Below are 13,439 nucleotides of genomic sequence, written 5' to 3'. Positions count from 1 at the left end.
CAAATTGGATCAATCTAGCAATAGATGAAAATTTAGATTTTTAATAGTAAAAATTAAATTATGTAATTATGAAGAGAAAGCTATCATTAATAATGATATTCTTGGTTTTTAGAAGCATGGTGTATGCTCAGGTTGATACGTACACGAATCCTGTAATTCGAGGGTTTAATCCTGATCCAAGTATCTGTCGGGTTGGTGAAGATTATTATGCTATTTCAAGTACTTCGTATATCTATCCTGGAATCCCTATATACCACAGCAGGGATTTAGTTCATTGGAAAATGATAGGACATTGTTTAACACGGCCTGAACACTATCTTCTTGATAAGAACAACAATAGACCTGAGATTTATGCAGGTACATTAAGATATCATAATGGCATTTTTTATATGATTACGACAGATGTATCGGGAGGCGGTAATTTTTATATTACAGCATCTAATCCGGAAGGGCCGTGGAGTGATCCGGTTTTGGTTGATCGTCCGGTTTTTGACCCCAGTTTGTTTTTTGATGACGACGGGAGAGTATACTATACTCGTAGAGGCGAATTTGCCGATAAGGATATCGTTCAAGCTGAGATCGATATAAAAACCGGTAAGTTATTAACTCCTTTAAAAAGTATATCTAAAGGTCTGGTTGGAGACGATACCGAAGGCCCTCATCTTTTTAAACGGGATGGTTGGTACTATTTGACCATGGGTGAAGGCGGTTCTCGTTATTTACATATGCAATCTATAGCCCGTAGCAAGAACCCTTGGGGACCCTTTGAAAAATGTCCACATAATCCTGTAATTTCGCAGCATAACGGATGGTGGCATCATACCGCTGCTCTGGGGCATGCTGATTTCATTGACGATCATCTGGGAAATTCCTGGGCGGTCTGTTTGGGGCAGAGAAAAGCTGGATATATGGATTTTTCAGTGATTGGACGCGAAACATTTCTAATGCCGGTTGAGTGGAAAGATGGATGGCCATATGTAGAAGAGGCTGCACTAACCAAACTCGAAGTACATACAAAAACTTTACCAGTATACCTTTGGCCAGAGGAGCCAGTGCGCGAAGAATTTGATTCTTCGAGACTGGCTTTGAAATGGAATCTGATGGCGTATCCATTCGAAAAGTTGTATTCACTTAGTGAGCGACCAGGGTATTTAAGGTTGTTAGGCACCAAGGAACCATTAATGCAGAGCCAACAAGTTGCATTTGTAGGGATCAGACAAACTGAGTTGGCCGGTGAAATTGTCACCAGCATGGAGTTTGAACCTACAGCTGATAATGAAGAAGCTGGAGTTGCTGTATACCAAAGTCCTGAATGTAAGTATTTGGTATTTTCAACACTCAGGAATGATAAAAACGTGGTTTGCATGCGTAAAATAGTTGGAGATATGGTCGAAGAATCCGACGGAATTGTCGTTGACAGTTCAAGCATATTGCTTAAAGTGGTCTTTAATCCGGATAGATATGTATTTTGGTTTTCTGATGATGGCAATCAATGGGAAAAACTTGGAAGCGGATTAACAAATTTAGTTTCGACAGACGTTGCTCGTTCCTTTGGAGGCATCTTTTTAGGATTATATGCTTCTGGAAATGGAGAGAAATGCAAGAATCCGGCTGATTTTGACTGGTTTGATAGTAATATGCGGGAAATTCGATTTAACGATTAGAAATTCTGACAGCAAATACATTACCAATGGGACTTTATCAATATCAAGGTGTAATTTTCGGATACTGGCTTTCTCATAAAATGAAGAAGAATCGGGAAAGAGCACGAATAGTTATTATCTTAAGAACAAAACGGTCTGGTAAATAAATAGGAGATATACACTATGAAAATATTTGGACTTTTGTTTTTCTTCGTGTTGTTACTCTTTTTTTCTGCCGGAGCGCAAAAGGTCATTCCTCTTTACGAGCGCTCAATTCCGGGAGAAAAAGAATATGAAAACAAAGAATACGATGAAAACGGGATATTTTTTGCTGTTTCAAAACCGGATCTTACCATTTATTTACCACAGGATGAAAACAACGGGAAAACTGCTGTTGTAATTTGTCCCGGTGGAGGGTATCAGGCAGTTTGTGCCAGTTACGAGGGCCACAAAATAGCGAAGCAGATGAATAAGAAAGGGGTGGCTGCTTTTGTGTTGAAATAATTCAGTAATTTAAATTATTGTAAAATATATGTTGATATCTAGAGTTTTACTGCCAATCCTTGATTTCCCAATGTCATTCATTTTTTTATCAAGTTATGCTCCAATTTAATGAAGTATTAATTATTTCTGATTCAGGATGCTTTGTTTTTGGAAAAGCTGTTCTTTTGTTGAATAATTACTTTGTTCAACCAGTTTTTCTTTTTTGGCTAGTACAAACATACTGGAGCTTCATAATGAAAAATGCAACAACCTTCAAAAAGCACTTCTTGGTGTAAAATAGCTCATTTCTTATTCAAGTTTATATTTTTGTATGAAATAATGCTTGTAGGTGCAATCAATCAATGTAAATAATCAGAAGGAATTGGTTCGAAAGCTTAAAAAGGGTGACATAAATGCTTTCAACGATTTTTTTTATGAGTATAGCTCTAAGCTGTATCATTTTGCATATGGTTACTTAAAATCTAAAGAAGAGTCGGAAGAGTTGGTCCAGGAGGTTTTCTTTAAAATTTGGGAAAAAAGAAATGACATAAAAGAAGAATACCAGTTCAGTTCATATCTTTTCTCAATAGCTTTCAATTACATAAAAAAATATTTTCGATCTAAAGCCTTGCTAAACAGGTATTTTGAGCTTTCACCATTAAGTGAGGACGAACGTATAGTTGAAGAAGATGTAAATTACTCATCCCTAAAAGAACTGATCGATACTTACGTTGATAAAATGCCTCCAAAACGGCGAACAGTTTTTATTAAAAGTCGTTTCGAGGGGAAAAATGCTAAGGATATTTCCAAGGAAATGGAAATAAGTCAAAGCACGGTGGAAAACCACCTTAGTCAGGCTCTTAAGTTCCTCCGGGAACAATTAAAAGATGAGAACCTGGCATTGCTACTTTACTTCTGTCTATTTATTCAATAAAATATTATCCCCATACTAGGTGTAAATCCTGAATTGTGGATATACATTACAAATACCTTTTCTGTAGCAATGGAAAATTTCGAGAAAGATAGGATAAGAAAATATTTTAGTGATCCTTCAAACAAGGATGAAGATTTCATTTCGGCTTCTTTTTATAAAAAAGAAAATGAAAATGAGTTGGAAGAAATTGCCAGGGATCAGTGGCAAAAAACTAAACGAACCCAAGTTGAATTGCAGCATGTTCTAAATGACATTCACTTTAAAATAAATACAACACGAAAAGATAATTCTGTAACGAAAAGAATATTGTCTATTTACACTCGTGTGGCTGCTGTTTTTCTGATTCCAATACTTCTTGCTGGGATATACTTTTACTCTCAACAAATGGTTTCAAACCAATCTTTTGCAGAGATTAGGGCACCGAAAGGCTCACGGGTTCAATTTACGTTACCAGATGGATCAAAAGGTTATCTGAATAGTAAGTCAGTGTTGAAGTATGGAAATGGATTCAATAACGACAGAACCCTGTACCTGAAAGGTGAGGCATACCTAGAGGTGAAAAAGGATAAAAAACATCCGTTTACAGTTAATACAAAACACACTAACGTAATAGTTACTGGAACAAGTTTTGATATCTGTGCCTATGAAGAGGATGATGATATTATGGTGACCCTGGAGGAAGGTAGTGTGCAGGTATTAAATAAATTGACAAACAAGATTGCGTCATTGTCTCCGGGCTACCAAAGCCTTGTAGATAGTCGAAGTGGGGACATGCAAATAAACCAGGTTGATACAAAACTATATACTTCCTGGAAAGAAGAGATTCTTCGATTTGACGAGACCCCCTTTTATGAAGTTGTGAAGAAAATGGAAAGATGGTATGGGGTGAAAATCATTGTAGATGACCAATTAAAAGTATCTGGTAATTATACGCTGACCATCAAAACGGAAAGTTTGAGAGAACTATTCCAACTACTGTCAATTACCACACCCATGAAATATAAAATTGAAAATGATACAGTTTATGTATATCCACGATGAATAATGTAAAATAAAAAAAGAGGAAAAGTGCTCGCAACACTTTACCTCTTCAAATAACCCTTATAAGGGCAATTTTTAACTTAGTAATGCAAACTTATGAAAAAAAAATTGATGTGTAACTATGACTGGAGATGTTATGTTCCGTCGCATTTTATTCGTATTATGAAACTAACGAGCTTACTCTTGCTAATCACTTTTATAAGCGTAAATGCAAGCGTTTATTCGCAGTCGGCAAAAATGGATTTGAAAGTAGAAAATACTACCGTAAAAGATGTGCTGCGAAAAATTGAAGACCAAACTGAGTATTTCTTCATGTACAACGATAAAAAGGTTGATGTACAGCGTAAAGTATCTCTTGATATCGATCAAAAAAATATCGATGAAGTTTTAAATACGCTTTTTAAGAATACAAATACCAGGTTTGTAATAAGTGACCGACAAGTAGTTATCTATACTGATAATGAAAATGTAAACAATGGTACTAGTTCTTGGTACCAACTTCCATCTGAAATAGTAGTAACTGGTAAAGTGAAAGATGCCGCAGGAGTTCCTCTTCCCGGAGTTACTGTCGTTGTTAAAGGTACAGTAAAAGGCACTATTACTGACGGAGATGGAAATTATACACTGCCTAATATTTCCTCGAATTCAATTCTGATTTTTTCATTTGTTGGGATGAGCACTCAAGAAGTTCCCGTGGAAGGTAAATCAGTTTTAGATGTTACTCTTGAGGAGGACGCTATAGGAATTGAAGAAGTTGTAGCTATTGGATATGGAACCCAAAGGAAAGCTGACCTTACTGGTGCAGTAACACGGGTTAACAACGATTTATTTGAGAACTCAGTAAAAACAAGTATGGCCGAAGGCTTGCAAGGCTTAGCTGCAGGTGTTCAGGTTACTTCATCTTCTTCACAGCCAGGTGGAGGCGTTAACATTCGTATTCGCGGTATTTCTTCAATTAATGCCAGCTCTCAACCACTTTATGTAATTGATGGAGTTGCAATTGACAACACTGGTGAAGATGTATCGGTTGGCGATGGTCCAGGTATCGACCCTTTAGCTTCAATAAATCCTGATGATATTGAGTCTATTGACATTTTGAAAGATGCATCTGCTACTGCGATATACGGATCAAGGGGTTCGAATGGAGTTGTGTTAGTAACAACAAAAAGAGGTCAGGAAGGAAAAGCCAAGATTTCTGTAAACATTTCTTCCGGTATTCAGCAAGTAACAAAAAAACTGGATGTAATGAATGCTCAGGAATATTTGACAATGGTGAACAAAGCATTGTTAAATGACTACGATGGAGATACTTTAGCCGTATTAGAAGATTATCCGAGCAGATTCGTTAGCGAGGGATACATCGATTCTGCACAAACAGTAAACTGGCAGGATGAAATCTTCAGGACATCCATGTTTCAAAACGCAAATGTTTCTTTATCCGGTGGTGAAAATGGAACAGTGTATTATTTCTCAGTTGGAAACACGATAAATAATGGGGTCATCCGCAATTCAAAATATGAAAGGACTTCATTACGGCTAAACCTAAGCAAAAAAGTAAATAAGAAAATTGAAATAGGACAAAACCTAAGCTTTAGCTATGTAAATGCAGATGTAGTTCGCACTGAGGGAGAAAGCATGAACCAACCTGCTGCAAGTGTTATTTACTCAGCTCTTAGATACAGTCCGGTAAAAGGGGACTCATATGATGAAAGTGGAGAATTTCTGGGTGACCCGGAAAATGTTAATGTAGATAACCCTTTTTCATTGATTTATAAAGTTACTAATGTAGAAGAGAGACAACGCTTAAATGGTAATATTTATTTCCAATACAAACCTATAAAGAATTTGACCATTAAAGAACTTGCAGGCTATGATTTTTCAAATAGTCGAACAAGCCTTTACTCCCCTCGTGAAACCAGAAATGGGTATTTAAACAATGGTATTGCCAAGGTTGGCATTGCCCAAAACAAAAAGTTTTCCAGTATAACATCAGTCCAATATAACCCAAAAATCGGTGATGGGCATTCTTTAAATGTGTTGGGTGTTTATGAGATAAATAAATACCAAACCTACTGGTTGAAGAATCAAGTTACAAACTTCTTTAGCGATGTTTTCCGCGAGAACAACTTGATTACAGGTCTTACTCCAAGTGCACCCGATAACCAAAAATATGACCGGGCATTGATTTCTTACCTTTCTCGTGCTAATTACTCGTATAAAGGGAAATATCTTCTTACAGCTTCGGGGCGTTATGATGGTTCTTCTAAACTTACAGATAACCGCTGGGCCTTCTTTCCATCAGCTTCTTTGGCATGGAGAATATCCGAAGAGTCGTTTTTGAAAGATGTAAACGATATTTCAAATCTAAAACTAAGGGCCAGTTACGGAGTTGCTGGTAATGACCAGATTAACCAGTATGCAACCATAGCCACCTACAACCCTGATTTTTATACTTTCGGAGATGGATACGGTTCTGCGAATGTTGGTATGCATGTGGGAGCGATGCACAACCCTGACCTGAGATGGGAGATAAAAAAACAACTTAACTTTGGATTGGACTTTGGATTGTTTGGTGGTCGTTTGAATGGAACAGTAGAATATTATAATGACCGCACAGAAGACTTACTTTATAAAAAACAGATTCCTACCAGTTCAGGATTTAACACAATCTGGGTTAATTTAGGAACTATTGAAAATACAGGTATTGAACTTTCTTTATCTTCTTACAACATAAATAAGACGAATTTTAAATGGAGATCAAGTTTCAACCTGTCACTTCCTAGCAATAAAGTATTGGATCTTGGTGGAAATCAAACAGTACAAGCCGGTATGTCAACCCTAAGCATTTTGAACTCTCAACTGTTGGAAGTAGGTGAACCTTTGGGACAATTCTGGGGATATATTATTGATGGCATTGCGAAACCGGAAGTTCTTGATCCTGAAAGCGGTGAAGTAATTAGGCCTGCGGATGATGTAACATTAACTTACAGCGGTACCAATTTTGGAGATTATTTGAGAAAAGATATAAGTGGCCCGGATGGAGAACCTGATGGTATTATAAACGATTTTGACAAAGTTATTCTTGGTAATGCCTTTCCTAAATTTTACGGGAGTATTTCAAATACATTTTCGTACAAGAACCTTGAATTGTCATTTCTTTTCACAGGGACTTATGGCAACGATATCATGAATGTTAACAAGGCTCAAATTGAATGGTCAAAAATGGTTTCCAACCAATTGGCAACAACCCTGGAAGCATATGATCCGATAACTAATCCGGAAGGTACTCTTCGCATGGTGCGTTTAACTACGCATGGCCCAAGGGGCGAAGATACTGATACTCGTATGATAGAAGATGGTTCATACTTGCGTCTTGAAAATATTAAACTTAGTTATGGAATTCCATCATTAAAAAAGATTGGAATTAAAAACGCAGTTGTTTCCCTGAGTGCAAGTAATTTATTTGTTATTACAAACTATTCAGGTTTTGATCCTGAAGTTGATGCAAACTCAAATGGCGCATTGCGGTTTGGGCATGACCATTTTGGATATCCCAAAAACAGAAATTTCATATTGGGATTACGATTCGACCTTTAATCTTAAAAATACAATATCATGAAAAATATAAAATTCATATACTTATTTATTAGTGGCATACTGCTGTTTGGATGTCACGATATTCTTGATGTTACACCATATTCTACCTTAACGGCTGATTCATTTTACCAAAGCGCAACAGACCTGGAAATTGCAGTTACTGGTGTGTATGATGTATTGGGCGATAAAGGTTCGGGCTATTATAACAAGGAATTATTAAACCTTACTGTTTTGTTGTCTGATGAAGCTCACAGTACGAGACAAAATGAAAGAGCAATCTCTGAATTTAACCTGGCTGCAGATAACAAGTTTGTTCAGAAACCATGGGAAGGATGTTATTTGCTTATTAACAGGGCAAATAGTGTAGTTGATGCCGGGGAAAAGATGGATGAATCGATAATTGATCTTGATGTCAGGGACAGGTATCTTGGCGAAGTAAAATTCTTAAGAGCATTAAGTTATTTTCATCTGGTTAGGTTATGGAATGAAATTCCACTAAAAAAACATGCGACCAGTTCTATTGAGGATGTTAATGTCCCCTTATCCGGCCCTCAGGATGTATACGATTTTATTGTTGAAGATCTTGAGTTTGCAGTGAATGCATTGCCTGTACATTTTGGAGGCAATGATCTTGGCCGAGCTGATCAGGCCGCAGCAAAAGCACTTCTGGCAAAGGTATATTTAACCATGGCCGGATATCCGCTAAAACAAACTGACAAATACGAACTGGCACGAGATCTTGCTAAAGACTTGATTGACAATCGGGACACCTATGGACTTGGTCTTTGGTCTTACTACGGGGATGCCTTTGAAATACCTAATGATAACGGCAAAGAAGATATTTTTGATGTTCAATACAGTTCAACAATTGGTGTTGCTACTCAGTTTGAAGGAAATAAGTTGCATAAAGATGTATATCAACTTGTTGTCTATTCTCCATCAACATATCTAAAGAAGCAGTTTGAAACTGGAGATGCTAGAGAACCTTTTATAGGGACAAACATTACTGTTAACGGAACAATCTATAAAGAAAATAATAAGAAACTAATGTTCCTAAAATGGGTTGATAAAGAAATCCTTATAGATTCAAAGCGTAATACCCAGGTGAGTGATCAGGACTTCAAAGTCATCCGTTTTGCTGAAGTTTATTTAATTGCGGCAGAAGCTGAAAATGAAATTAATAGCGGGCCTACAGCAGATGCCTACCAATGGGTTAATACAATCAGGGCAAGGGCAAGAATGGATTCTGATGGTAACGTTGCAGATGGAGTTGTACCTGATTTAGCCGATTTAGATCAGGATAGTTTCAGGGCTGCTGTTTTAAAAGAAAGATTCCTGGAGTTACATTGCGAAGGTACACGGTGGTACGACCTAGTGCGAACTGAAACTGTTACCGAGCAAATTGAAGCGGCAGAAGCGGCAAAATCCAATGAGAATTTTGGCGTTCCAACAGACGTTTTCTTGCCGATACCATATGATGAGTACTCGAGAAACGAAGCTATAAACTAGCTGAAGAAAACTACATTTTGATACCTGTTAATTGAGTGTGCTTCTTAATTTCTATAGGAATACTATAGACCTAAAAATTAGTTGAGATTAATAAACTGGCACACTCTGTTAACATGGTATCAATCTTAAATTTATTAAACATACTTTTTAAACGGATGTGACGATCGTCGCAAAATTGAAAACAACTTTTCGCTTGATTTTTTAGACAAAATCAAAGTAGAGGTGATTGATATTTAAGTGCTTATGTATCTTAATTGAATAGCAGCACCCGTAACCAGAACCAAACAATCATGAAACAATTATTATTACTCATAATTTTGGTAACCATAGTCCAGTATGGGACTTGTGAAGAAAAGAAGAAAAATCCTGCAGATTACATTAACCCATTTATTGGAGCCAGTACCAGCAATGAAATTGGAGGAAGTACCCATGGGTTGGGAAAAACCTTCCCCGGTGCGACGACCCCTTTCGGCATGATACAATTAAGCCCGGATACTCGCACGGGTGATGACACCGGCCCGGGTTATTCATGGCACCATAACACTATTGAAGGATTTAGCTTTGTCCATATGAGCGGTATTGGCTGGTTCGGCGAATTTGGAAACTTTTTGGTGATGCCAACAACTGGAGAACTGAAAACCTCAAAAGGGAATGATGAAAATCCTGAATCCGGTTATCGATCCCGTTTTTCCCACGATACAGAAGAGGCGAAAGCAGGTTATTACGCTGTCACTTTAGATGATTATAATATTAGGACGGAACTGGCTGCTGCGCCTAAAGCAGGGATCATCCGTTTTACATATCCTAAGAATAAACAATCACGGATACAGATTGACCTTTCCCGCAGAATTGGTGGAACCTCAACAAAACAATTTGTTGAAGTTGTGGACAACCATACCATCCGTGGATGGATGAAATGCCCGCCAGAAGGTGGTGGCTGGGGAAATGGTGCCGGAAAAGTTGACTACGTCATTTATTTCTATTGTCAATTCTCTAAGCCCTTATCCAATTCAGGGATTTGGAGTGTGGACATACCTGATGACTGGACACGGTTGCGCAAAGAAGTGGCTGGAAAGGAATACCAGGACCTTGTTGCCAAAGCAAAGGTTGAGAGAGGAATTAAAGCGAAAGAAGGTGAGCATTTAGGATTTTTCATCGATTTTGAGACTGGGGATAAAGAAGAAGTCCTTTTAAAATGCGGTATTTCTTTTGTAAGCATGGACGGTGCACAAAAAAATCTGGAAAACGATATCCCCCATTGGAATTTCGATAAAACCAAAAAGCAAGCGTTTGACAGCTGGTCAAAAGCTTTGGAGAATATTCATATTGAAGGTGGCACAGAAAGGGACAAAATAATTTTTAGTACTGCACTTTATCATTCATCGATCGACCCAAGGGTAATAAACGATGTTGATGGGAACTATATCGGCATCGACAAGAAAGTGCACAAATTAGGAGACCTCAATTTCCAATACCGCACCATCTTTAGTGGCTGGGACGTATTTAGGAGCCAGTTCCCTCTAATGACTATCATCAACCCGGAACTGGTCAACGACGAAATCAACTCATTGGTACGAATGGCAGAAGTCAGTGGCCGGGAATACTTTCCCCGGTGGGAAATTATGAACTCGTATTCCGGTTGTATGCTGGGAAATCCGGCAGTGCCTGTTTTGGTTGATGCCTGGCAAAAGGGTATTCGAAATTATGACATTGAGAAAGCCTATGAATATGCAAAGAACAGTGTTGAGATATTTGGTAACGGGGAAAAAGGCTACACTTCAAAATCTTCAAAAAACAGAAAAATAGCCTCCATCTCACATACTCTTGAATATGCTTACACTGACTGGTGTGTTGGGCAGCTGGCAGAAATGTTGGGCAAAAAAGAAGATGCAAAAATCTATAAAGAGAAAGGACAGAATTATAAAAACATTTGGAACGAGGATGTGAGGTGGTTTCGTGGACGTGAAGAAGACGGATTATGGATGAAATGGAAAGGGAAATTGCAACATGGACAAGGATCCAAGGAAAGCAACCCTTACCAACAGGGATGGTTTGTTCCTCATGACATTAAGGGGTTACAGACTTTAATGGGGCCTGAGTATTTTGAACAGGAACTGCTTACATTCTTCGACAGTGTCCCGGATAACTTTATGTGGAACAATTATTACAACCATGCCAATGAGCCGGTTCACCATGTTCCTTTTTTATTCAATGTAATTAGGAAGCCATGGCTAACCCAGAAATGGACCCGAAAAATTTGTGAAAAAGCCTATGGCCCAGATGTGCTTGGTTTAGTTGGAAACGAAGATGTTGGGCAAATGTCCGCATGGTACATCCTTTCATCAATAGGGTTTCATCCTATTTGCCAGGGAGATGGGGTATACCAGATTACCAGCCCTGTTTTTGACAAAGTGGAAATTAAACTGGACAAGAATTATTACAGTGGTAAGAAATTCACGGTTATTGCAAATAACAATTCAAAAGAGAACATCTATATCCAGTCGGCGAAGTTAAATGGGAAAGCATTGGATCGCTGCTGGATAAGCCACCAGGAAATTGTATCGGGCGGGACACTGGAGTTTGAGATGGGGCCTGAGCCAAATAAATCCTGGGGAATTGAATAATAATCTAATAATATTAAGATGAAAAAAATATTTTTTGTTTTTGTAGTTTTTGCCTTTGCTTTTTCTTCTCATGCAAAAGATTTGAAGCATGAAAGCCAAACAAAAAGTGAAGAGGGAAATCCTCTTTCAAGTTCTTTATCAAAAAAGAAGGGAAGGCCAAACATTATATTTCTTTTTGCTGATGACCAGCGAGAGGATGCTATTGGAGCAAGTGGGAACCCATATATATCAACACCTAACCTTGACAAGTTGGCAAGCGAAGGGTGCTATTTCAGAAATAATTACTGTGCAGGATCTTATACAGGGGCTGTTTGTGTTGCCAGCCGGGCCATGCTAATGACTGGTATGCATTGGACACATATGAAGTCCGAAGGGGGAATGAACAATTGCACTTTTTTCCCTGAACTTCTTGCAGACAAGGGGTACCAAACATTTATTACCGGTAAGTGGCACAATAAAAGTGAAACCCTGAAACGGGCTTTTCAATCCGGCAAATCTGTGTTCCTGGGAGGTATGAACAAGCACACGGAAGTGCAAGTGTGTGATTTAACCACCGATGATCAATTAGTCAACGAACGAATGGAATCCACCAGTTTTTCAACTGAACTTTTTGCCAACGAAGCAATTAATTACATAAACAATGCTTCTCAAAAAGACCCGTTCTTTTTGTATGTAGCCTTTAGCTCCCCCCACGATCCGCGCAACCCGAGTGAGGAGTACCGCAATATGTACTATGAGAACCGCCCTCCACTTCCAGAAAACTTTCGTACGCTCCACCCTTTCGATAATGGTTTTCTGCAAGGAAGGGATGAAAGCCTGGCACCATGGCCAAGACCAAGAGCGATGATCAGTGACCAGTTGTGCGAGTATTACGGGCTTGTAACTTACCTGGACAAGCAGGTGGGACGTATCCTGGATGCATTGAAAAATTCTCCGTTTGCGGACAATACTTATGTCATATATACAGCTGATCAGGGGCTGGCATTGGGAAGCCACGGACTTATGGGAAAGCAGAATGTTTATGAACAAAGCATGAAGAGCCCATTGATTGTTTGGGGACCGGGTGTGCCCCATGGGAAAAGAATATCTTCTTTCACTTATATCTTTGATTTGTATGCAACCTGCTGCAATGTGGCAAATGTGGATATTCCCGAAGGAGTTGATTCAAAAGACCTGTCGCCAATATGGAACGATGAAAAACCATCGGTAAGGGAATCTGTGTTTTTGCCTTTTCAAGGTTTAATGCGCACGGTAAACGATGGCCGCTGGAAGCTCCACATTTATCCGCCAAGGAACTATACACTTCTGTTTGATTTAGAATCAGATCCGAATGAAACCACCAACCTTGCTACCGATCCGTATTATAAAGACACTATCGAGCGATTAACAAACCTCATGAAAGATTGGCAAGGGAAAGTAGGCGATAAACAACCTTTGTCCGTTGAAGACCCATTGCCAGTAGAAGTTGATTATCATTCGGGGAGATTTTCAGAAGAAAACCGGATTCTGGATGTATGGCAACCACAATGGATTATCGATAAGTATTGGGAAAAAGGTAAAAGCCATATTCAAAAAGTGCCTGGTCATGAAAAAAAATAAATTAAACAA

At 38.5% G+C, this 13,439-nt stretch carries 8 protein-coding genes; all 8 read left to right on the top strand.

Going from position 1 to position 13,439, the window contains the following annotated elements; all coding sequences use genetic code 11:
- Positions 1-68: 68 nt before the first annotated feature.
- The 8 genes from ACUNWD_RS06850 (at position 69) to ACUNWD_RS06815 (ending at position 13,430) form a co-directional block, all read left to right on the top strand.
- Entirely contained in the window at positions 69-1,664 is a 1,596-nt protein-coding gene (locus tag ACUNWD_RS06850; protein WP_445587046.1) for a glycoside hydrolase family 43 protein, read from the top strand.
- A gap of 162 nt (positions 1,665-1,826) precedes the next feature.
- Entirely contained in the window at positions 1,827-2,147 is a 321-nt protein-coding gene (locus ACUNWD_RS06845; RefSeq protein WP_445587045.1) for a hypothetical protein, read from the top strand.
- A 328-nt stretch (positions 2,148-2,475) separates the two neighbouring features.
- Entirely contained in the window at positions 2,476-3,060 is a 585-nt protein-coding gene (locus ACUNWD_RS06840) for an RNA polymerase sigma-70 factor (protein WP_445587044.1), read from the top strand.
- Between the two features lie 69 nt (positions 3,061-3,129).
- On the top strand, positions 3,130-4,101 hold the full coding sequence (locus tag ACUNWD_RS06835; protein ID WP_445587043.1) for a FecR family protein: 972 nt from the start codon (positions 3,130-3,132) through the stop codon (positions 4,099-4,101).
- 96 nt (positions 4,102-4,197) lie between these two features.
- Positions 4,198-7,698 (top strand): TonB-dependent receptor, encoded by a 3,501-nt coding sequence (locus tag ACUNWD_RS06830; protein WP_445587042.1) that lies wholly within the window; start codon positions 4,198-4,200, stop codon positions 7,696-7,698.
- An 18-nt stretch (positions 7,699-7,716) separates the two neighbouring features.
- Positions 7,717-9,207 (top strand): RagB/SusD family nutrient uptake outer membrane protein, encoded by a 1,491-nt coding sequence (locus tag ACUNWD_RS06825; RefSeq protein WP_445587041.1) that lies wholly within the window; start codon positions 7,717-7,719, stop codon positions 9,205-9,207.
- Positions 9,208-9,497: 290 nt separating this feature from the next.
- Positions 9,498-11,831, top strand: a complete 2,334-nt coding sequence (locus ACUNWD_RS06820) for a GH92 family glycosyl hydrolase (RefSeq protein WP_445587040.1) — start codon at positions 9,498-9,500, stop codon at positions 11,829-11,831.
- 18 nt (positions 11,832-11,849) lie between these two features.
- Positions 11,850-13,430 carry a sulfatase-like hydrolase/transferase gene (locus ACUNWD_RS06815; protein WP_445587039.1) on the top strand — a complete coding sequence of 527 codons (1,581 nt, stop codon included), beginning with the start codon at positions 11,850-11,852 and terminating at the stop codon, positions 13,428-13,430.
- The last annotated feature ends 9 nt before the right edge of the window (positions 13,431-13,439 follow it).

It is taken from the genome of Sunxiuqinia sp. A32 (assembly GCF_052690465.1).
This window is presented reverse-complemented; position numbering and strand designations above follow the sequence as displayed.

Bases quoted from the DNA above. Each gene is read 5' to 3' on its own strand.
- ACUNWD_RS06850 (WP_445587046.1), top strand. From the start codon at position 69: ATGAAGAGAAAGCTATCATTAATAATGATATTCTTGGTTTTTAGAAGC.
- ACUNWD_RS06830 (WP_445587042.1), top strand. From the start codon at position 4,198: ATGAAAAAAAAATTGATGTGTAACTATGACTGGAGATGTTATGTTCCG.
- ACUNWD_RS06835 (WP_445587043.1), top strand. From the start codon at position 3,130: ATGGAAAATTTCGAGAAAGATAGGATAAGAAAATATTTTAGTGATCCT.
- ACUNWD_RS06825 (WP_445587041.1), top strand. From the start codon at position 7,717: ATGAAAAATATAAAATTCATATACTTATTTATTAGTGGCATACTGCTG.
- ACUNWD_RS06845 (WP_445587045.1), top strand. From the start codon at position 1,827: ATGAAAATATTTGGACTTTTGTTTTTCTTCGTGTTGTTACTCTTTTTT.
- ACUNWD_RS06820 (WP_445587040.1), top strand. From the start codon at position 9,498: ATGAAACAATTATTATTACTCATAATTTTGGTAACCATAGTCCAGTAT.
- ACUNWD_RS06815 (WP_445587039.1), top strand. From the start codon at position 11,850: ATGAAAAAAATATTTTTTGTTTTTGTAGTTTTTGCCTTTGCTTTTTCT.